Raw genomic sequence first — 22,372 nt, 5'->3', positions numbered from 1 at the left:
TATTTAAAATCAATCTTATAAATGTCTATATATAAAAAAATAGTAATCGGTGTAATTTCCCTTTTCCTGCTTGTGATTTTGGCAAATATTGGCCTGAATTACTGGATTAAAAAACAACTTCCGATTATTATTCACGAGAAAAACAAAACCGTTTATAACATCAATTACGAAAAAATTGAAGTTTCTCTTTTTTCCCGAAATATCTATGCAGAGACATTATTAGTGAGTCCGAAGAATCAGCCGAAAGACAGCAAAAATGGACTTTTCTCTAAAATTGAATCCATTACAATAAAACATTTTAATATTTGGGATTTAGCTTTCCGCGATATTATTCAGGCCGAAAGTATTATCATCAATAAACCCAGAGTGATTTTATATAAAAAAGGCGAAAAATTGTTGAATAACAGCAAAAGTATTAAAAGCGAAATATTTGAGCCTTTCCGTAAAATTGTTGCCGTTTCGAATATTTACTTAAATGACGGAACTGTCGATGTTGTTTCTTTAGATACTCAAAAACCTATTTTCAGTATCAAAAAAATCATTCTGAAATTAGAAGGAATTCTGCTTACAGATGCCACTTTAAAAGAAAAAAATCCGCTGCAGTATAATAGTTATGCCTTGGTTATTGATAGTTTATTTTATCGCCCAAGTGCATTTTATCATATTAATATTGGAAAAATAAGTACCGAGAAAAACTTTTTAAAAATCAATAATTTCTCTAATCTCCCGCAATTTAAACGCCCCGATTTTATTAAGCGTTTAGATAAAGAAAAAGACATTTACACTTTAAAATTCGACTCGGCTCAAGTTTCAAAAATGGATTGGGGTTTTAAAAATGATCGTTTTTTCTTTAAAGCAAATTCACTTGTAATCAATCATTTTGATGCGAATATTTATCGCGGAAAAATGCCAAAAGATGATTTAAGCAAAAAATATCTGTACAATCATTTATTGCGAAATATAAAATTCCCGCTTCAAATTGATACTTTGCAGGTTCTCAAATCAAAATTGGTTTACGAAGAAGAAATTGATTTCTCTAAAGGTCCCGGAGTTTTAAATTTCGACAAATTCAACCTTCAGGCAACAAACCTACGAAGTGGTTTTGGTTTGAAAAAAACCAACGATGTCAAAATCAAAGTGAAATGTATTTTTATGAAAACTTCACCTCTTAATGTCGATTGGAGTTTTAATGTTCTGGATAAAAATGACGGTTTTCATATTCAGGGCGTGATTTCGAATTTTGATGTTCGTGCGATGGGACAATTCAGCAAACCTTATATGAATGCGTCTTTCACTGGAGTTTTTAATAAATACCGCTTTAATTTCTACGGAAATGATAATATTTCAAAAGGAAATGCTTCTTTAGATTATGACGATTTAAAAGTAAAATTATACAAAAAGAAACATCCTGAAAAAGAAGCTAAACTTAAATCGGCAATTGTTAATTTGCTTGTCAAAAATGATTCAAAAGACAAAGCTAAAACCGCCGATGTTGAAATTGAAAGAATTCAGGAAAAATCATTTTATAACTTTTTATGGAGAAGCATTGCTGAGTCTTTGAAGAAGATTTTGATATAAATGCATCTACGTCAATATAACTTGCCGTTTCAACCGCAGGAACACAATATATTTCCGTAAAGAAATTCCATAACGCATTCTACAATACGATTCCCGTGGTTGAAACCACGGACTATATTGAAAAAATATACGCAAAGAAAACATAGCCTGCGTTTTTAACCGCAGGAACGCAATCAATATCCGTAATGATTATCCGTTTAAAAAGTTGAATGGATTAGTAAAGTTTTTTCGCCACGAATTACACGAATTTTCACGAATTAATTTTTAAAATCCTGCGAATAAAAATTAGTGGAAATTCGTGTAATTCGTGGCAGCTAACCCACAAACCTGACAATTATCAGCTTTTAAAAAAAACCTTTTTTCAATATTTGCCTTTATTTTAATCTGAAAACAAATGGCAAAAATACCTTTACACACTTTTCATATTCCTGTGATGGGTCTTGCATATACAATTGACAGCCCAATTCGCGTGGCGCAATATGGAATTTCGTCTGTTGTTGCTCTCGCTGATGATGATTTGATTGAGAAGATGCGTAACTTTTACAGCACTAAATTCAATATTCCGTATGAAGAAATCACGCAGAAATTTCATGATTATCGTGCAGAAAGAATTACTTCTTACTTAAATTTAGTTGATAAAATCGTAAAAGAAAAATTTGAGAATTTTAAAACTGAATTAGCCGAAAGCAAAACTTCCCTTGAAAATTTCATGTCAATGCTTCCTAATACTTCTGATATAAAAAAAGGATTTCAGAATTTACTGGATGATGGAATTGCTTTTAAAGAAAATATTCAGAATTATATCGAAACGAATCTTTTTCCGGGCGAAATCGACGTTAACATTATGACGAAACTGGACAAAGATAATTTCGTTAAAAACGAACAACTTCCAATTGAATTTAATGACGCACATGCCGCTTTAAGAGGTTTTGCAAATAGTAATCTGGAATCGTCTGTTGTACTTTCTGCAGGAATGAATCCGAGATTGTTTGGTTACTTTGAAAATTTCAAAGATTTTTTTCCAAATGAAAATAACCAGCTTAAAAAGAAAATTATCTTAAAAGTAAGCGATTTTAGATCGGCAATGATTCAGGGAAATTTCCTGGCTAAAAAAGGCCTTTGGGTTTCTGAATACCGAATCGAATCTGGATTAAACTGCGGCGGTCACGCTTTTGCAACTGATGGACTCTTATTAGGTGCTATTTTAGAAGAATTCAAGCAGAAAAAAGAACAACTGATACAATCAGCCCACGATTTAATGATTAAAGCTTTACAGTTAAAAAATGAAGCTTTTCCCGAAAAACCTTTAGAATTAAAAATTACCGTTCAGGGCGGTGTTGGAACTGCAGAAGAACATGAATTTTTATTAGACGAATATCAAGTAGATTCTGTTGGCTGGGGATCTCCATTTTTATTAGTTCCTGAAGCCACTTCTGTAGATCAGGAAACTCGAAAGTTATTGATGAATGCAAAAGAAGATGATTTTTATTTAAGTAACATTTCACCTTTGGGCGTACCGTTTAATACTTTAAAAGGAACAACAAATGAATTTTTAAAACAAAAAAGGATTCACGAAAATAAAGCCGGAAGTTCCTGCCCGAAGAAATTCTTAGCGTTAAGCAAAGAATATGATCCGCATGGAATTTGCACGGCATCTAAAAAATATCAGGATATTAAACTGGGAGAATTAGAAAGTATAAAAGATACTTTATCTGTCGATGCATTTGAAAAAAGCAAAATCAAAATAACCGAAAAATCATGTTTATGTGTAGGTTTGGCAAACGCTTCTTATCTTGAAAATGATATTAAAGTAAAAGGTCAGGCACAAGGCGTTGTAATTTGTCCGGGACCAAATTTGGCTTATTTTGATCAGGAAGTTTCTTTAAAAGAAATGGTACAGCACATTTATCAGGGAAAATCTATTTTAAGAACAGACCGCCCGAATTTATTTGTGAAGGAATTAAAGATGTATGTGGATTATTTTCGAAATGAAATTGAAACTATTTCCGGAGAGGTAACCGCAATGCAATTAAAAAAATGGAATTGTTTTAAAGCAAATATTTTAGAAGGAATTGAATATTATCAGAATCTGTTTTCTTCAACTCTTTATTTTAAAAAGGAAGAGGAAAAAATCAAAAATCAATTCGATTTTTATAAATCAGAATTAAATGCAATCCAGATTCCGAAACCTGAATTAGTATAAAACAAAACGCCGATTTAGAAATTCTAAATCGGCGTTTTTAATATATAGAAATTAAATCTATTCTTTCTTCTTGTTTTTGCTGTCAATAACAGCTCCTGTTCCAGTACCCAATGCAGCTCCGGCTAAACCACCAATAATGGCACCTTCACCTTTTTTCTTACTCACAATTGCTCCGGTTGCAGCACCAACTCCTGCACCAATAACGGCACCTTTAGCAGTTGCACTCCATCCTTTCTTTTTGGTAGTAGTGGTAGTTGTAGTATTTCCGTTTTCAGCTTGTTGGTGTACGACAACAACTTTTTGAGATTCAGCTTTCTGCTCCTCTTTTATTTTAGCCATTTCTGTCTTCATTGAATCGATAACACGCTGTTTGTTAATCTCAACTTTCATTGAATCAATACTGGCTTGTTTGGCTTTGTTTAAATCTTCTTTACTTTGATTTTGACAAGAAGTGATAAGTATTGCCGCTAATAATATATATAAGCCTTTCATGATTGTAGTTTTTAAAATTATACATTACAAAATACGGAATATATCACGTGTCAACTATTACATGATTTTTGAGAAACGTTATAAGATTAGAAGATTTTATTGTTTCTCGCAGAATATTTATAGATTCTTGATGTTTTATCTCGCAAAGTCGCAGAGTCGCAAAGTTTTTTTGCCACAGATTAAAAGGATTAGATAAGATTTCAATAAATGCGTTGAAATTTTTTCCCGCAGATTTTGCAGATTAATCGGATTAATCTTTCTTAGTTCAATAGCGTCCAGCTTTAGCTGGATGAAAATTTGATCAAATGAAAAGGGCTTTAGCCAAACTACGCGTTTGGCTAAAGCCCTTTCAAATTTTATCTTTAATACCCCCAGCTAAAGCTGGAGGCAATTGAAAAAAAATCTTTTTAATCCTTTTAATCTGTGGCAAAAAAAACTCTGCGACTTTGCGAGATTAATTTGCGATCATTCTTACTTTCCTAAAATTCCTTTTTTCAGGATTTGTCCAAAGTCATACATATCTTCATAAGAACAATATAAAGGAACTGGTGCCAGACGAATTACGTTTGGTTCACGCCAGTCTGTAATTACTCCGTTTTTCATTAAATAATCAAATAAACTTCTTCCTTCTCCATGAAGGAAAACAGATAATTGTGAAGCTCTTTCGATTGGGTTTGAAGGTGTAATAATTTCAAAATTACCTGCAACTTCTTTATCAATTTCGTGCAAAATAAATTCTAAATAGGATGTAATTTGATCACGTTTTGCAATTAAGGCATCCATTCCAACCTCAGCAAACATTTCTACAGATGCTAAATACGGCGCTAAAGATAAAACCGGAAGATTACTAATCTGCCATCCGCCTGCTCCGTGAACGGGATCAAAGTTAGGTTCCATTTTAAAACGGCGTTCTTTGTTGTGTCCCCACCAGCCAGCAAATCGCGGTAAATCTGGATCGTTATGATGTCTTTCGTGTACAAAAACTCCCGAAGCATTTCCTGGTCCTGAGTTCATATATTTATAACTGCACCAAGCAGCAAAATCTACATTCCAATCGTGAAGTTCTAATTTGATATTTCCGGCAGCGTGCGCTAAATCCCAGCCCACTTTTGCTCCGGCTTTTTGTCCGGCTGCGGTAATGGTTTTAATATCGAAAACTTGCCCAGTATAATAATTTACTCCTCCAATTAAAACTAAAGCTAACTCATCACCAACTTCTTCAATTTTTGCTAAAACATCTTCCAGACGAATATTGTGTTCTCCTTCGCGACGTTTAATTTCTACGATTGCATCTTCTGGTTTGTATCCATGAAAATGAACCTGACTTTGAAACATATACTGATCTGATGGAAAGGCTTTTTCTTCACAGATAATTTTATAACGCTTTCCTTTTGGCTGATAAAAAGAAACCATCAACAAATGAAGATTCACCGTCAAAGTATTCATTACGGTAACTTCTGACGGAAGTGCTCCCACAATTTTACTCAACGGTTCTGCAAATCTTTCCTGATAATCCCACCAAGGTTTCTCTGCATAAAAATGACCTTCTACAGCAAGTTCTGCCCAGTCATTCATTATTTCGTCAATATAAGCTTTGGTTCGTTTTGGCTGTAATCCTAATGAATTTCCGGTGAAATATATAACTCGTTTGTCATTAACTTTAGGAAAAATGAATTGTTCCTGATAGTGATTTAGTGTGTCTTTCGAATCTAGCTCTCGTGCAAATTCGCGTGTATTTTGAAAAGTCATTGTGTTTTTGTTTTGTCGGCTAAAATAACAAATTTTGTTTGTTTTGTTTCAAGTTTAAGGTTTCAAGTTGATATGCTTGGTGTGATTTAACGCAAAGTTCGCAAGGTTTTTTTACTCAGTTTGTGTTTGCCAAATGCAAAAGAACGCAAAGCTTTGCGAACTTTGCGGTTGAACACACAAAGAACTTGAAACAAAACCATTAAAAATAGAAAACCCGACAGGTTTTAAAAACTTGTCGGGTTTCTTTATAAGATCAATTCTAATTATAGAATTAACATTGCATCTCCGTAAGAATAGAATTTGTATCCTTCTTTGATTGCTTCATCGTATGCTTTTTTCATTAAATCATGTCCACAGAAAGCAGAAATCATCATTAATAATGTTGATTTTGGTGTGTGGAAGTTTGTGATCATACAGTTTGCAATACTGAAATCGTGAGGAGGGAAAATAAATTTATTTGTCCATCCTTCGTAAGGATTCAAAGTATTAGCAGAAGAAACAGAACTTTCGATTGCACGCATAGAAGTTGTTCCTACTGCACAAATACGTTTTTTCTTTGCTTTTGCTTCGTTTACGATATCACAAGCTTGTTGATTAATGATCAATTCTTCTGAATCCATTTTGTGCTTAGATAAATCTTCCACTTCAACTGGATTGAAAGTTCCTAAACCTACGTGTAAAGTTACCTCAGCAAAATTTACTCCTTTGATTTCTAATTTTTTCAAAAGGTGTTTTGAAAAGTGTAAACCAGCAGTTGGTGCCGCTACAGCTCCTTCTTCTTTTGCGTAGATAGTTTGGTATCTTTCAGCATCTTCAGCAGTAACTTCTCTGTTGATGTATTTAGGAATTGGAGTTTCTCCAAGTTCTGTCAATTTGTTTCTGAATTCTTCATAAGAACCATCGTATAAGAAACGTAATGTTCTACCACGAGATGTTGTATTATCGATTACCTCAGCAACTAACGAATCGTCGTCACCAAAATAAAGTTTGTTTCCGATACGGATTTTTCTAGCAGGATCTACTAAAACGTCCCATAAACGCTGCTCTGAATTTAATTCTCTTAATAAGAAAACCTCAATTCTCGCTCCGGTTTTTTCTTTGTTTCCGTACAAACGTGCAGGGAAAACTTTTGTATTGTTAAGAATTAAAACGTCTCCGTCATCAAAATAGTTGATAACATCTTTAAACATTTTATGTTCTATTGTTTGTTTTTGACGGTCAATTACCATTAAACGAGATTCATCTCTATTTTCTGCCGGGAATTCAGCTAAAAGTTCTTTCGGTAAATTGAAATTGAAGTGTGATAATTTCATATTTGAAGTTAGATTTTAAAATATCAATCTTAGACTTTTTTATCTAAAATTTTAAATCGCCTGCAAATATACGATTGTGAGATAGGCGTTGTCAAGTGTTTTGACGTTTATTTTCAAAAGTCCTTGATTTAGTGCGGTTTTAGTAACCATTAAAATGTTTTTTTTAACCATATAAGTTATATAAGTTCATTTCATTTGGATTCCTTTAACAAAAAAGCCTCTGGTTAAAACCAGAGGCTTATAGGATTACGTTTTATTTAGCTCTTTATTTACATGAACTTATATAACTTATATGGTTCAAAACTTTACAATTCTGAGATTTGGAAGTTTAAAGATTTTAAGTCATTCCAGAAATCCGGGTATGATTTTGAAACTACTTCTGCATCGTCAATAATAATTGGCACTTTTATCGCAAGTGGTGCAAATGCCATTGCCATACGGTGATCGTTGTATGTTGCTATATGAATATCATGATTAATATTTCCCGAACGCTCTAAAGTCAAACTGTCATTGGTTACAGAAATATTTGCTCCTAATTTTGTAAGCTCAATTCGCAATGCTTCCAATCTGTCTGTTTCTTTAATTTTTAAAGTATGAAGACCTGTTAAATGACATCCAATTCCTAAACCTAAACAAGTTACTACGATTGTTTGCGCAATATCCGGCGTGTTGTTTAATTCAAATTTTACATCCTGATAATTAAATCCTGCCACTTTTTCCAAAGTCATTTTATTGTTTTGGAAAGTAGTTTTTACACCCATTTTTTCATAAAGAGAAACTAATTCTGAATCTCCCTGAAGACTGTTTTCTTTATAACTGCTTAAGGTTATTTTTGCAGCATCAGCCAAAGCCACAAGACTAAAGAAATATGAAGCCGAACTCCAGTCAGATTCCACAACCATTTCTTTTGATTCAACAGATTCTTTAGGATAAACTTTAATTATGTTTCCTTCAAAACTTGTTTTGATATCTAAATCATTCAACAAAGCCAAAGTCATTTTGATATATGGAACTGAAGTAATTTCTCCTTCTAATGTCAGCTCTAAACCATTTTCTAGTTTTGAAGCGACTAATAAAAGTGCCGAAATATACTGACTGCTCACATTGGCTGCTAAACTAACTTTTGAAGCAGTAACTTTTTTCCCTTTAATTCTAATTGGCGGATAACCAACTTCTTTTTCATAACTAATCTCAACTCCCAACTGGCCTAATGTTTCAACCAAAATTTTTATTGGGCGTTCCTGCATTCTGCTTGAACCTGTCATTACTACTTCTCTGCCTTCGTTTACAGCAAAATATGCGGTTAAGAAACGCATGGCTGTTCCAGCGTGATGAATATCTACAATTTCATCATTACCAATTAATGCTTTCTGCATGACTTCGCTGTCGTCTGAGTTTGAAGTATTGGCTAAAGTAATATTTGGGAATAAAGCTTTTAGTAATAATAAACGATTGGTTTCGCTTTTAGAACCTGTGATATTTAATTGTGAATTATCAATGGTGAATTGTGAATTCGTACTTAATTTTAAATTCATGATTTTAATTATGAGTTGCGAATTATGTGTAATTTAATTCGAGCCTGCAATTTACCACTCCTCATTCATAATTCAAAATTCACCATTGATATTTCACAATTATTTCAATTTATCGTTGTTTTTGTGACGATCTTTATCTCTAACTGATTTTAAGTCCATTTTTTTATCAAAAGCGGCTTGTAAATCGATTCCGGTTTGATTGGCCAGGCATAAAACTACAAATACAACATCTGCCAATTCTTCGCCTAAATCTTTATTTTTATCGCTTTCTTTTTCAGATTGTTCTCCGTAACGACGGGCTATAATTCTGGCAACTTCACCTACTTCTTCTGTAAGCTGGGCCATATTGGTTAATTCGTTAAAGTAACGAACTCCGTGTTCTTTTATCCAGGTATCAACGTCTAGTTGTGCATTTTTCAAATCCATGATTACATTTTTTTAAGGACAATTTTTTCATTTTGACTGGCAACAACTTTTTGAAAAATATTTTTCAGTCCGGTATATTGCTCTGCTGCAAAAATACTGCTGTTAATTTCTTTTGAGCAGGTTATTTGAATTTTATTTCCTTCGGCAGAAAAATTCAGCAAATAGATTATATTTTTATCTTCTGTCGCAATTCTAATAGGCTGTGGCAGAGATTCTACTTGAAAGCCTTCTGGAATTTCGATATTGACATTATATTTTTGCTGATTTTTATATCCAAAATAAACCGGCATAACCCTTTGTTCCTGATTAAATGGGTTTTTGGTTCTTGTAAAAAACAGTAATGGACTTACGAAAATTTTCCCTTCTATTATATCCGACTGACTGCCTGATGTAAAAGAAAAAGTTTCTAAAACAGGATCTTTGATATTTGATTTTTGGTTCTCAATTTTATAATTTGAGATACTTAAATTTCCTAATTCTGCTTCAAATTTTTCAAGATAATTATCTTGGGTTTTAGCTGCGTTTTCTACTCTAAAATGATAGGCATCATAATCTGTTCTAAGAATTCTGACCTGTCCGCTCATCTTTCCATCCTGAGCAATTTTTGCCATCAAATTAAAACTTTCTTTGGAAGGATTTGAAGGTTCTAAATCGATCTCTAATGAAGTTCCATCATTTTTTATAAGTCTTCCTTTCCAATTCAAAACATTTAAAGGCAAAATATTTGGAGAAGTATATTTGTGTGTTGCGTCAAGTAGAAATTGTTTTCCGTCAATTTCTGCAGCGGCAATGACATAATTAAATCCGGTTCTGGTAGGATATACAGGAAGTCCGTTTTCGATTGTACTTACTAAAACCGGACTTGCTTCTATTCCTGCCAGTCTAAGCATGTTTATCAAAATGAAATTAATTTCGGCAACATTTCCTGTTTGGTCTGTATATGCTTTTTTGATTCCTTTATCTGTATAATAACCATAGTTTTCATTCCAGTTCATTTTGTTTTGAACATAGGTAAAAACCAGATTCAGTCTTTCATTTTGAGATTCTACATTTCCAATTAAGCGTTTTACATCTTCGACTAAAAAACTCATTTCATTAAGTTCTTTCCCAAAACTGTTATCTTTAAAAATTGTTTTTGCCACACCTTCCCAAGTCATCGTATAATCTTTTACGGGTTGTTCCGGCATTCTTACTCTTTCCAGCTCGTGCTTAATTGTTCCTTTATAATTTTCAATGTTATTTACATATGGTTCTTCATACAAAGCCGAGACATTTTTTCCTGAATAATAGGCTTCGATTTGTCGATATGAAAATGAATTGGTTTGATTGTGTTCGTTTTCAAATGTCTGGCTTCCTGTAGAAAACTTAGAGTCGTTTTCAAGCGGAATCCCTCCTATTAAAATTGGCTTATAAATGTAAAATTCCGGTATTTCTGTTTTATAATAAAAGTAGTTAACCGGAATATCGTATTGAATATCAAAGTCAGGGAATTTTACAATATTCTCAGATTTCAAAATATATTTATATTCGATAATTGAACCCACTTTTACATTGGGCAGCGTAATGGCTTTTTCTTTCCAGTAATTATTGATTTTTTTCTTAAATGCTCCTTGATTTTCCAGCTTGGTTTTTACTACGGCGCCATTTTCGAGATTGTATGTAATTGCATCTGAAAATTCTAAACGGTCTTCATTTAAGTTTTCATATCCTATATAAAATCGGACTTTTTGATCAGCCCATTTTAGGCCTTCTTTTTTGTAAATTTTAATTTTGACTTCGCAAACGTGGTTGGCAGTAAACCCTGCATCTTTATTGTAACTAAAATAGGTTCTTCCTTTTTTAAATAATATGGCCGCTGAAGCACTGCTGTCTGTGGGATGTACTTTTTCCTGAAGTTCGGCAATAGTTACTTTACCTAATTGATAGTTTTGAGAATTGGCTTTTACGATAAAAACAAAGAAAATTATAGCAATTAAAAATTTTGGCAACCTCATATTATATCCTTTTTAATACTATTTTTTCACTTTCCTTTGCAATCATAGTTTTATAATATTCTTTGAGCATTTCATATTTTCCTACCGGAAAAATAGCCTCGTTGATTTGATGCACAATTGACAACTGCAATGTATTCCCTGCAACTGCAACATCAAATTTAAAAACTCCCAAATCATCTTCCATAACTAAGTTTAATGATTTTGGCAAATTTTCGACTGTAAAATTAGCCGGAATTTTAATTATGATAGCGTATCGTTTTGCAAAAGGAAATCCAAAATCGACTGGATATTCTCTTTTTTCTTGTCTAAAAGGATTTTTTTCATTTAAGAAAAAAAGCATAGGGTTTATATATATTTTATCTCCAATTATTTCAGAAAGATTTGATCCTGTAAAAGAAAATGATTCTGAAACTGGTTCTGAAATTTCATTTTGATTTATTCTTTTGTAATTACTTACTTCAATTTTGCCGTTTTCATTTTCAATTTTCTCAATATAATTTTCTTCATTCTCTTTAGCTGTTTTTGTTTTAAAATTGAATGCATTATAATCTGAATATTGTCTTCTTGCTTTTCCTTCTATTTTTCCATCTTCTTTAACATCAAAAATCATAGAAACAAGGTCGTTGGAGTTTTTCTTAGGCATTAGATCTACTGTTTCTGAAGTTCCATCTTTACGAATTAATCTCCCTACCCAGTTTAAATCTCTTAAAGGCAGAACATTTACAGTTGAAAATTCATCTGTTGCATCTAATAAAGCAATTCCTGTTGGAGTTTCTATTCCAGCTATTACATAATTAAAGCCTTGGGTACTAGGAAAAAAATTAATTCCATTAGATCTGGTACTTATTAAAACAGGATTTGCTTCTAAACCTGAGTAACGAAGCATTGCGGTGAGCATTAAATTAATGTCCGCACAATTTCCTGATTTCTCTTTATAAGCCTTTCTTACCCCTTTCTCACACCCATATCCTAAATAATTATTCCATTTTATATTAGATTTTACATAATTAAGAATCGTTGCCATTTTATCTTCGGGTTTTGTTTTCCCTTCTAAAAGCAATTTAATATCTTCTTCAAAATAACCTGTTTTATTTAATTCCGGACCAAAATCTTCGTATTCATAAATTGTTTTTGCAACCGTTGGCCAATCCGTAGAAAACGATTTAAAAAAACTTCCCGGAATAGAAATGGTTTCTAGTTCGTGGGAAATAGAAGCGCAGTAATTTTTTATATTGTTAACGTAGTCTTCCTCTTTCATGGCTGGCAGATTTTGAAGACAATAGGTTGTTTCCTTTGCTAAATAAGTATAAGTATTACTTGCTATTTGAGTAGTCACTTTTGGAATAAAAAAGCCTGTAATATTTCTTTTAAAAATAAATGCGTCAGGAATTATTGTTTTAAATTCTGAATAATTAACCGGAATACTTTTTTGAAAATCCCAATCTCGAATACCTCCTCCATAGCTTTTAATTTTATATTCGATAACAGATCCTTCTTTTACATCTGGAAAAGTGATTTTTTTCAACCAATAATTTTTATTGTTTTTGTCTATGAATTCACTTTCCGGTTTTAATTTAGATTTTATAATCTTTCCGTCAACCAAATTGTATGTAAAAACATCTGTTAGACTAATTGTGTTTGATTTTCCAGTCGGAAATGCGAATTGTGCATTAGCCCAATCATATCCTTCTTTTTTGTAAATTTTTATTCGTATTTGGATAGTTGTATGTGAATCACTGTTGTCAATTTTAGAAACTCCTTTACAAAATAAAATTGCTGCAACCGCTCCTGAATCGAGAGGATGTACTTTTTCTTCAAGTTCAGCAATACTTACTTTTCCTAACTCGTAGTTTTGGGATTGTACCTTTACAATAAAAAGAAAAAACAAGATAAATACTGAACTTGAAAATTTCATACTTAGATTCTTTTTAAAACTATTTTTTCTGTCTCTTTTGCTACCATTGCTTTGTAATATTCTTTTAGCATTTCATACTTTTCAGCAGATACAATTGCTTCGTTTATTTGATGTATAACCGATAATTGTAAAAAATTTCCATTAGCTGCTATATTAAATTTAAAAGCACCAAGGTTATCTTCCATAGTTATAGCAGCCGGAGCAGGTAAAGTTTCAACTGTAAAACCTTCAGGAATTTGAATTGTGATATTGTATTTGTCAGCAAATGGATAACTAAAATCTACAGGATATTCTCTAACTTCTTGTGTAAATTGGTTCTTATCTTCTGTAAAAAAGAGCATTGGATTCACATAAATCTTATCTGCAATAATTTCACATAAATTTGCTCCTGCAAAAGAATATGTTTCAATTAAAGGCAATAAAATGTCTTTTTCATTTGTTTTAGAATACTCGCTGATTTCAATTTTATTATTTAGATTTTCAAGTTTTTCAAGATATTCTTCTTCCTTGAAACTACTAATATTATCTCTTGCAACCATTGCATTAAAATCTGTATATTGTCTTCTGGTTTTTCCTGTAACTTTCCCTTCGGCATCAATTGCATAATTCATAAATACATTATCGCCTGAGACTTTTTGCGGCATTAAATCAATCTGCTCAGAACTTCCGTCTTTTCTAATCAAACGACCATTCCAGTTTAATGTTCTTAATGGAAGGATATTGGGAGTTGAAAATTTATCTGTAGCGTCAAGTAAAACATTTCCATTTGGAGTTTCTACTGCCGCAATAACATAATTAAATGCAGTTCTATTAGGAAATAAAGGAATTCCGTTAGAACGTGTACTTACTAAAACTGGGTTTGCTGTTAGCTCCGCATAACGTAACATTGCAGTAAGCATCAGATTTATATCTGCAATGTTTCCTGTTTTTTCTTTGTATGCCTTTTTAACACCATTATCACAACTATACCCATAATAATCGTTCCATTTTACATTAGATTTCACATGATTAAAAATAGCCCATATTTTTTCTTCAGGCGTTTTTAAACCTGTAAGCAATTTTTTCAAATCATCTTCAAAATAACCTGTTTTATTTAGTTCTGCACCAAAATCATCATAATCATAAATTGTTTTCGCAACAGAATTCCAATCTGATGAGAATGATTTAATTGGACTATGCGGATATTTTGTCATTGATAATTCCTGGCTCAAACTGACAGTGTAATTATCAATATTATTAATAAAGTTTTCATCTTTTAACGCCAGTAGATTTTCTGCAATATATGTTGTTCTTGTTTCTAAAAAGTCTAATTTCTCTTGTGATGTACTTGCACTAACAACTCCGTTTTTACCTTCTCTATAGGTGTAAGAAATAGATCTATTTATTTTCTCCACACTTATTTTTGGACTGATAAATCCTTTAAAACTATTATTATAAACAAAATATTCAGGAACATTCATTCTAAATTCTGAATAATTCACAGGAATCTGATTCTGAAAATACCAATCCCGTGGACTTCCAATACTACAGTTTTTTATTATATAACGAAATTCAACAATAGAACCTTCCTTAACATTTGGCATTGTAAATACTTTTTGAGACCAATATTTATTAATTACTTTTTCAAATTCACCCTCACTTTTTAATTTTGTTTTCTCGACCTTTCCATTAATCAAGTTATATGTTACAGCATCATTCACAAAAACTTTCTCTTTTGTGCCATTGCCCGCTGTATAATATCTTACTTTTTTTGTTGCCCAGTCATATCCTTCTTTTTTATAAATTTTAATTTTAACGGATACTTCTAACTGGGTTGTAAAACCATGATCTTCATCATAATCAAAAGTATTTTCACCTTTTTCAAAGAGTATTGCTGCGACTGCTGATGTATCCTTTGGATGTTGTTTTTGTTTTAGTTCTTCTATAGAAACTTTTCCTAATTTAAATTCCTGCGCATTTACTTTTGAAATAAACAACAATAGAATTGCCAGGCTAAAAATCTTGATTTTCATTATTTTATTTTTGATTTTGGTTAGTTTTTGTTTAAGATGATTTTTGCATTGTCATTTCTTGATACCTGCTCTATAAAAAGACGGTATTCATCATATTCCTTGTTTGAATATTTTCCTTTATTAACAAACATAGAGCGTTTGTAAATCAGTTTATTGTTGTCTTTTTTAATAATTTCAGTTTTGTATTCTCCAAATTTGCCTTTTAATTCAAAGTTTGAAGGCAGAAATTCTATTGAAAAACCTGCTGGAAGATTGATTTCGATTTCATCTGTATCTAAATATCCACGCTGAATTTGAAATGGATTTTTACGATTTCTGATTCGTTTTATACTTCCTGTATATTGATTAAAAGCATCAACCACAAACATCATTTTAGTTCCCGAAAGTGTTCCGTAGTTTGATGCGTTAATCTGGGCATCTTCAGTAAAACGAACATTTTCCTTATCGTTTGTAAAAGTTATTTTGCCCAATTTCAAATTATTGATATTATCCCAATAGTCTTTATAATGTTCTTCTTTTTCATTTGGCTGCATGGTTTCAACTCTTGACTTTGAAGCATATTGACTTCCTTGCGATGCAATTTTTAAAACACCAGAAAAGTTGCCGTTTTCATCAATTGTATAAGTTCCTTTTCCTTCCTGAGTATTTCCTTTATCATCGTAAATTTTAGTACGAACAATTTCTCCCCCTTCTGGTTTTACTACCAAAACATCACGATCATCTGTAAAAATTCCCTGATATCCAAAAGGATCATCCTGACTTGTGCATTCTAACCAGATATAATTATTCCCGTTTGGAACAGCAAGAATCATATGATTGCCCTGCATCGAAACAAAATCTGACTGAATATCTAACTTATAACGATCTCCGTATAAAATGGTATTATAAGATGGAACATCCACAACCTCAAGAAGTGCTTTTGTATAATTTGATAATGCTTTACAATCTCCATATCCTAAACGATCTACGTCGCTGGCAAACATAGGTTTCCACCCGCCAATACCAACTGCAATATTTACGTATCTGGATTTTTTTTGAACATAATCATAAATAATTTTAGCTTTCTTGACAGGATCTTTTTCGTCTCCTACAAGTGCTTTTATTTTTACTTTTGTTTCTTCGGGTAAAACAGTGGTTCCATTTAAGATTTTCTCTCCGTACCATTTTCCAAATGCTTCCCATGTAGTCGCTTTTCCGTCAACTCCTTCCAAGTGAAAATTTTCTAATCCCATCATAACTTTTGGAAAAAGCTCTCCGTAAGAAGGACTTAAATCTTCTTGTTTCTGAGCCACAATATTTGTTGCTGTATAACTTAAATTAGTATCTGTATCTGTCGTTTTTTTAATATTGAAACCATCAAATCGGAATTCTTTCTTTTTAAATCCCAATTCTTTAGGAAAAGTAACATTCAAAACACATTTCTCTACGCTTAGATTATAAGCCCCCAGGAAATACCATTGCGGTATAAAAGCTGTATTTGAAGTTTCCGTTTCACAGGTGTAAACAATTGTAAAAGGATATGAGATTGGAGTATAGTCTAAATAAAGTACCCGATTATCTGAAAATAGCGTACTGCCGCTAACTGCACTTTGATCTCTAAACTCTTTTTTCCTGATTTTTTTTATTTCATTTCCTAATGCATCATAAACTACAGCTTCAATACTTTTTATTGAAGTCGTTTTATCATAATGTGCATAGGCATCAATATCATTTAAACCTTTTTCATTTAAAACAGAAACCACTCTTTGGGTTTTGATATTCATACTTCTTTGTGAAGCAATAACAATATCCATTTGATCTAATCTAACAACAGCATTAGCATTTTGTTTAAGACTATCGGCAATAGTAACTGTAGAATAATTAGTCTTCTGAGCAGAAGAAATAAGGGAAAATAAGATAAAAAAAAGCCTAAAACAGGTAGATTTCATTAGTGAGTAATTTCGTCAAATATATATTATTTTTAGAAATTCTTAACATTTGTTGAGTTTATTTTTACTCTCTGTTTTTGCTGTCGATTAAGATCGTTACAGGACCATCATTTAACAAACTGACTTTCATATCGGCACCAAAAATTCCGGTTTGTATCTTTTTGTCAAATTCTTTTTCTAAAGCTTTTACAAAGTTCTCATACATAGGAATTGCAAACTCCGGTTTTGAAGCTTTTATATAAGATGGACGGTTTCCTTTTTTTGTAGAAGCCTGAAGTGTAAATTGACTGACAACAATAATTTCTCCGTCAACATCCTGAACCGAGCAGTTCATAACATCATTTTCGTCACCAAAAATTCTCATTTTTATAATTTTTCCGACAAGCCAGTCAATGTCTTCCTGAGTGTCGGCATCTTCAATTCCAACTAAAACTAATAATCCTTTTTTAATGTCGGCTGTTTTTTGACCGTCAACGGTTACTGATGCCTCGGAAACTCTTTGAAGAACAATTTTCATTTTTATTTTGATCTAATGCGGCGTAGTTTATAGGCCACAGATTACACGGATTAAACAGATTTTAAATTCTAGCGTTAGATGCACTGCAGTGGATCTATACATTTGAATACGTTGTGTGATTTTTTTGTTTGGAATTTGGAATTTGAAAAAAATTGGAATTTAATTATTTTCTCGTTTCGTCACTCGCTGCACGATCATCACCATAAATATCAGTACGATAATGCTCCTCATCGCCTTCAAGAATTTTAAGATAGCTATTGTAACGTGACCACGCAATTTCATCTTTTTCTAGAGCTGCTTTTATGGCGCAATGAGGTTCTTCTTTATGGAGACAATTATTAAACTTGCATTGATCTTTTAGTTTGAAGAATTCAGGAAAATAACCGCTGATTTCTGATGGTTCCATATCAACAATTCCGAAACCTTTAATTCCAGGTGTATCGATGATTCTCGCATCAAAAGATAAATCATACATTTCGGCAAAAGTAGTTGTATGTTGTCCTTGTTTGCTTTGTTCTGAAATTACAGTTGTTTTTAAATGCAGACTTGGTTCCATCGCATTTACCAAAGTTGATTTCCCAACTCCTGAATGTCCTGAAAACATACTTACTTTTCCAACCATCATTTCTTTAAGTTTATCAACTCCTTTATTTTCTGTTGATGAAATTCGGAGGCATTTATATCCAATTTCGGTATAAATATGCTGTAAGTAAAGCTGATCGTCTAAAGTCTGTTCATTGAGCGTATCGATTTTGTTGAAAATCAAAACAGCTTCAATTCCGTATGCTTCGGCAGTAACTAGAAAACGGTCAATAAAACTTGTTGTAGTTGGTGGATTATCAATAGTAATCAGTAAAAAAACCTGATCAATATTCGATGCAATAATATGAATCTGTTTGGATAAGTTAACTGATTTACGAACGATGTAATTTTTTCTTTCGTGAATTTTATGAATCGTTCCCGTTAAGGCATCCGAAGTTTCTTCTAATTCATAATCGACAATATCGCCTACAGCAATTGGGTTGGTACTTTTAATACCTTTCATTCTGAATTTCCCTTTCATACGGCACTCAATAAAATCGCCTTTTTCAGATTTTACGGTGTACCAGCTTCCTGTAGATTTATATACGATTCCTGTCATTCAAATTTTAGATTTCTGATTTTAGATTTTAGATTGCTCTTAAAACTAAAAATTTTAAAAGGCAAAATTACGTTTTTAGAATTGAACAACGCAACTTCACCTTTTAAAATTAAAATCTATCTTTTGAATTTCTTACTCTTACCAAACAATTTCGGCTAAAACCTCATTTTCTTTCACTTTTCCTAACTGAATCGTTTTTAAAGTTCTGGATGTTTTACCTGCCTTAGTTGTATAAATTTCAACCATAATTGTAGCTGGGCCATTTTCAGTTAATTCTGTTTCTCCAAAATAATTGGTTTTAATTTGATATTTACCTTTTACAGCATTTCGAATTATATATTGTTCCGGGCCATAACCTTCTGTAAAATCTTTAGAAAATCTTCCTCCAATTTGTGTTGAAGTATGGCTGTAGTAACATTCTTCATTTGTTGGTTCAATAACATGCAAGTCTAAATCGACATCCATTTGGTTCCAGTTCATAATAATTCGAATATCAACTGGCTTTTTTGTTGTATATTTTTTATCAAGTTTTCCTGTTTTCAAACCTGAATGCTCTGCCATCAATCGATTAATATCCATTAAAATAATATCTTCAACACCTTCATACTGCCCGTCCATTTCTCCGTAATAATTTACTTCCAAAGCTTTAATTAATTGATCAAAAGCTTCCTGATATTTTCCAGCATCTTCAAGAGTCAATGCATAATCTCTTAAACTTTGTGGCTCATGTTCTCTCCATTTTGCAACTTGTTTTGCGGTAAAAACTGCATCATTATAATCTTTCCATTGGCGTAAAGTATAAGTTAGTGTTTTATAAAGCTGATGATTTTCTAAACCTAAATCGGCAATATTACTGATAATCAATAATGCTTTTTTAACATCTCCCTGATTGTAGAAGAAATGCGCGACGTCAAAATAAAAACTTGGATTTCTTTCCTGTGCTTTTCTTAATTCTAAATACAAATCGTATTGTTTTTCTTTTGGAGCTTTTGCCAAAGCTTTTAAATACAATCGATCTGGATTCCAACTTTTTGTTTGGACAACTCCACTATTTGAAGACTGCTTTTTCGTTGTTATTATAATAACTCCATTTGCCCCTCTGCCATAAGAAGCAATTCTCGAAGCATCTTTCAAAACATCTATGGTATCGATATCATCTGACTTTAAATCGGTGAATTCACCCTCATAAAACTGACCATCAACTATAATTAAAGGCTTTTTTGAATCTCCGGCTAAATATCCCTGATCTAGATTTGAATCTTGTGGAATATATTTATTTTTTGAGATGTCTTCTGAAATAGCACCAACAACATCAGATTTTTTTTGTGTTCCATATCCTACTACAACTGTTTCTTCTAATTTAGCAGCATTTGTCTCTCTTTGTATTACTTCACTTCCAACTTTTTTATCTTTTATTTCAGTAACTGTAGGCGCAACAAATTTTACCTGATTAGCTTTTGGCGCAGACGATGCGGGAGATGTCTGAATTACATTATTGTCTTCCTCAATAACCATTTCTGCTGCTGACCCTGCCCCAACCGGTTCGTCTATTGTCAAAACAGCATCCGGATCTCCTTTTATAGTTTCAGATCCAATTGTTATATCCTCATCTCTGCCTCTTGCTCCTGGCGGTGGGGGTGGCGGCGGAACTTGAACTTGTCCTTTGTGTTTATACTTAGATGCGATTTTCTGTCCTTTATATTTTATATTCTTTTTCCACCAACTATCTAATCCGTTAAAATAACTTTCTATATTGTCCCAATTACTTTTTTGCTGAGCCAAATTAGTATCGTGTTCCTGTTTTTTGATTCTGTCAAATTCAGCACGTAATTCCGTTGGCGGAATAATATCATACGAAATATAATCGCGAATATCTTCTAAAACAATCAACGAAGTATTTTTAGTAATGATGCCGTATTTCTTTCCCAAAAGTTCAATTTCATCAGCATTTTTAGCATATTCAAAATCAAGATTGGCTATTTTTTTCTGTGCCCAAAGTTTTTCAATATTTACATCATTTGTGTTTTGAACCGCACCATCAAGCGTAATTTTTCTTTCTAAAACAGCTTCATTATTATATCCAAATAATAAAGTGATTTCGTTTTTTGGATTTAAAGAAATTCCCGAAAAACTAAAATTCCCTGAAACTGAAGTTCCTTCTATTGGAAACAAATCAGTCACGGTTAAATTTTCTTTTATTCCTAAAAATTTCAAATTTGTATTTGTCAATTTATCCAAAGCGATTTCAGTATTGATCTGATTTAAATTGATAAAATTACCACCCGTTTGCATTGCTGAATAATTCAGAAAAGCAAAATCGGCAGATACTGAAGAAGTAATAGTATAAATTGTTTTTTTAGTTTTTGGCAGAAGATTTTCGCTCAAAGAAGATAATCCATCAGTAAAAAACAAATATTCGTCCTGACCCGTAAAGTTGAGTTGCGAAAAACGAGTTCCTCCATCGTATTTTGTTTTCTCTAAAACGGTTTTTAAAGCATCCCAATTTCCGTTAGAAACAATATATTCTTGTTGTTTATCAAAAGTATAATTCAAAAAGTACAGCGTAACTTTTATGTTTTTTATTTTCTGGAAATAAGCATTCAACAAATTCAATTCTTTCTTTAAATCTCTATTCTGACAGCTCAAAGAATTATCCCAAATTAAACCAATTGAAGCTGGCGTTTTTTTAACTGTTTTATCTCCTTCTATAAAAGTATTTCCATAAAAGTAATGTTGTCCGCCAACATCCTGCATCAAAACACTTGGAATGCTTTGCTGTATTGGAATTTTTAGCACTATTTTTTCTGCGGGCTGATAATTTTCTTTTTTAACAGAAGCCTGAAAAGCTTGATTCCATTTTGAAAAGACAATTTCGTTTCCTGAATTCTCAGTAACGGTTGGTGCTGTTGAAGTTCCTAAAACCGAAACATTAATTTCAAACTGATCTAATTTTTTCGGAAAACGACTTACCAATTGATACGCCAGATTATCTTTATCAAAAGCCGAAAGTTCTTCTTCGTAACCAATTATTACAGTTCGTTCTCCGTTTGGCATTAAAGGATAAATTCTGGTTCTGAAATTATTTCCATCTACTTTCTCTAACAATCCCGGATCAACACGACGATGTTCAATAGCTTCAAAAACCTGTTTTCCTTTATTTTTATTTACCGGAACGGCTTCACGCATTTTTCCATTAATATCAATGGCATATCTTGAAACCGAAACATTTTCCGGTAACGGAAAAATAAGTTCTGCTTCCATCTGTCGAGTTCCCGAATTAAAAAAATGCATTTCGGCAGTGGTGTAAGCAATATTCCCAACAACTTTTACATTGACTAAAAGTTTGTTCATTCTCACTTTTTCAGCACCATCACCTTTAACATTTAGTTCAGGGCTTTGTGCGAAAGTTTTTGTTCCTAAAAACAGTATAAAACAAAATAAAAATTTGAAGTTAACTTGAAACATTGCTGGCATAAAAACAGTGGTTTTAGATTTCATAACGTGAAAGTTAAGGTTGTATATTGATATAGAGAACAAAAAACATCAAAAGGTTGGGAGGATAATACTTA

The 22,372-nt window shown here is 32.3% G+C and carries 14 protein-coding genes; 2 read left to right on the top strand and 12 right to left on the bottom strand.

Features of this window, described 5'->3' with window-relative positions; genetic code table 11:
* Positions 1–21: 21 nt before the first annotated feature.
* Both ACODSB_RS20345 and ACODSB_RS20340 read left to right on the top strand, forming a co-directional pair.
* Positions 22–1,578: a hypothetical protein gene (locus tag ACODSB_RS20345; protein WP_488938362.1), complete on the top strand. Its 1,557-nt coding sequence runs from the start codon at positions 22–24 to the stop codon at positions 1,576–1,578.
* A 394-nt stretch (positions 1,579–1,972) separates the two neighbouring features.
* On the top strand, positions 1,973–3,781 hold the full coding sequence (locus ACODSB_RS20340) for a hypothetical protein (protein WP_488938361.1): 1,809 nt from the start codon (positions 1,973–1,975) through the stop codon (positions 3,779–3,781).
* A 57-nt stretch (positions 3,782–3,838) separates the two neighbouring features.
* Here the strand turns inward: ACODSB_RS20340 and ACODSB_RS20335 are convergent, their stop codons facing one another.
* The 12 genes from ACODSB_RS20335 to ACODSB_RS20280 form a co-directional block, all read right to left on the bottom strand.
* On the bottom strand, positions 3,839–4,273 hold the full coding sequence (locus ACODSB_RS20335; RefSeq protein WP_053472532.1) for a YMGG-like glycine zipper-containing protein: 435 nt from the start codon (positions 4,271–4,273) through the stop codon (positions 3,839–3,841).
* A gap of 471 nt (positions 4,274–4,744) precedes the next feature.
* A complete protein-coding gene (gene kynU, locus ACODSB_RS20330) occupies positions 4,745–6,022 on the bottom strand; it encodes a kynureninase (protein WP_488938360.1) in 1,278 nt (425 codons plus the stop codon).
* A gap of 263 nt (positions 6,023–6,285) precedes the next feature.
* A complete protein-coding gene (gene queA, locus ACODSB_RS20325) occupies positions 6,286–7,335 on the bottom strand; it encodes a tRNA preQ1(34) S-adenosylmethionine ribosyltransferase-isomerase QueA (RefSeq protein WP_053472529.1) in 1,050 nt (349 codons plus the stop codon).
* A gap of 305 nt (positions 7,336–7,640) precedes the next feature.
* On the bottom strand, positions 7,641–8,870 hold the full coding sequence (locus ACODSB_RS20320) for a 3-phosphoshikimate 1-carboxyvinyltransferase (protein WP_488938359.1): 1,230 nt from the start codon (positions 8,868–8,870) through the stop codon (positions 7,641–7,643).
* A 99-nt stretch (positions 8,871–8,969) separates the two neighbouring features.
* Positions 8,970–9,296, bottom strand: coding sequence for a nucleotide pyrophosphohydrolase (locus tag ACODSB_RS20315; RefSeq protein ID WP_012022600.1), 327 nt, complete (start codon positions 9,294–9,296; stop codon positions 8,970–8,972).
* 2 nt (positions 9,297–9,298) lie between these two features.
* On the bottom strand, positions 9,299–11,290 hold the full coding sequence (locus ACODSB_RS20310) for a DUF3858 domain-containing protein (RefSeq protein ID WP_488938358.1): 1,992 nt from the start codon (positions 11,288–11,290) through the stop codon (positions 9,299–9,301).
* A 1-nt stretch (position 11,291) separates the two neighbouring features.
* Entirely contained in the window at positions 11,292–13,205 is a 1,914-nt protein-coding gene (locus tag ACODSB_RS20305) for a transglutaminase family protein (RefSeq protein WP_488938357.1), read from the bottom strand.
* Between the two features lie 2 nt (positions 13,206–13,207).
* Positions 13,208–15,217, bottom strand: coding sequence for a DUF3858 domain-containing protein (locus ACODSB_RS20300; RefSeq protein WP_488938356.1), 2,010 nt, complete (start codon positions 15,215–15,217; stop codon positions 13,208–13,210).
* Positions 15,218–15,237: 20 nt separating this feature from the next.
* Positions 15,238–17,145: a DUF3858 domain-containing protein gene (locus ACODSB_RS20295; protein ID WP_488938355.1), complete on the bottom strand. Its 1,908-nt coding sequence runs from the start codon at positions 17,143–17,145 to the stop codon at positions 15,238–15,240.
* A 64-nt stretch (positions 17,146–17,209) separates the two neighbouring features.
* Entirely contained in the window at positions 17,210–17,662 is a 453-nt protein-coding gene (dtd, locus tag ACODSB_RS20290) for a D-aminoacyl-tRNA deacylase (RefSeq protein WP_488938354.1), read from the bottom strand.
* Between the two features lie 163 nt (positions 17,663–17,825).
* Positions 17,826–18,803 carry a ribosome small subunit-dependent GTPase A gene (gene rsgA / locus ACODSB_RS20285; protein ID WP_053472522.1) on the bottom strand — a complete coding sequence of 326 codons (978 nt, stop codon included), beginning with the start codon at positions 18,801–18,803 and terminating at the stop codon, positions 17,826–17,828.
* A gap of 138 nt (positions 18,804–18,941) precedes the next feature.
* Positions 18,942–22,301, bottom strand: coding sequence for a DUF2135 domain-containing protein (locus tag ACODSB_RS20280; protein WP_488938353.1), 3,360 nt, complete (start codon positions 22,299–22,301; stop codon positions 18,942–18,944).
* Between the last annotated feature and the right edge of the window lie 71 nt (positions 22,302–22,372).

The sequence above is a fragment of the Flavobacterium sp. FG68 genome, from assembly GCF_057808895.1.
This window is presented reverse-complemented; position numbering and strand designations above follow the sequence as displayed.

Excerpts from the sequence above, each read along its gene's own strand:
- ACODSB_RS20345 (WP_488938362.1), top strand. The coding sequence starts at position 22 with ATGTCTATATATAAAAAAATAGTAATCGGTGTAATTTCCCTTTTCCTG.
- ACODSB_RS20340 (WP_488938361.1), top strand. The coding sequence starts at position 1,973 with ATGGCAAAAATACCTTTACACACTTTTCATATTCCTGTGATGGGTCTT.
- ACODSB_RS20335 (WP_053472532.1), bottom strand. The coding sequence starts at position 4,273 with ATGAAAGGCTTATATATATTATTAGCGGCAATACTTATCACTTCTTGT.
- kynU (WP_488938360.1), bottom strand. The coding sequence starts at position 6,022 with ATGACTTTTCAAAATACACGCGAATTTGCACGAGAGCTAGATTCGAAA.
- queA (WP_053472529.1), bottom strand. The coding sequence starts at position 7,335 with ATGAAATTATCACACTTCAATTTCAATTTACCGAAAGAACTTTTAGCT.
- ACODSB_RS20320 (WP_488938359.1), bottom strand. The coding sequence starts at position 8,870 with ATGAATTTAAAATTAAGTACGAATTCACAATTCACCATTGATAATTCA.
- ACODSB_RS20315 (WP_012022600.1), bottom strand. The coding sequence starts at position 9,296 with ATGGATTTGAAAAATGCACAACTAGACGTTGATACCTGGATAAAAGAA.
- ACODSB_RS20310 (WP_488938358.1), bottom strand. The coding sequence starts at position 11,290 with ATGAGGTTGCCAAAATTTTTAATTGCTATAATTTTCTTTGTTTTTATC.
- ACODSB_RS20305 (WP_488938357.1), bottom strand. The coding sequence starts at position 13,205 with ATGAAATTTTCAAGTTCAGTATTTATCTTGTTTTTTCTTTTTATTGTA.
- ACODSB_RS20300 (WP_488938356.1), bottom strand. The coding sequence starts at position 15,217 with ATGAAAATCAAGATTTTTAGCCTGGCAATTCTATTGTTGTTTATTTCA.
- ACODSB_RS20295 (WP_488938355.1), bottom strand. The coding sequence starts at position 17,145 with ATGAAATCTACCTGTTTTAGGCTTTTTTTTATCTTATTTTCCCTTATT.
- dtd (WP_488938354.1), bottom strand. The coding sequence starts at position 17,662 with ATGAAAATTGTTCTTCAAAGAGTTTCCGAGGCATCAGTAACCGTTGAC.
- rsgA (WP_053472522.1), bottom strand. The coding sequence starts at position 18,803 with ATGACAGGAATCGTATATAAATCTACAGGAAGCTGGTACACCGTAAAA.
- ACODSB_RS20280 (WP_488938353.1), bottom strand. The coding sequence starts at position 22,301 with ATGAAATCTAAAACCACTGTTTTTATGCCAGCAATGTTTCAAGTTAAC.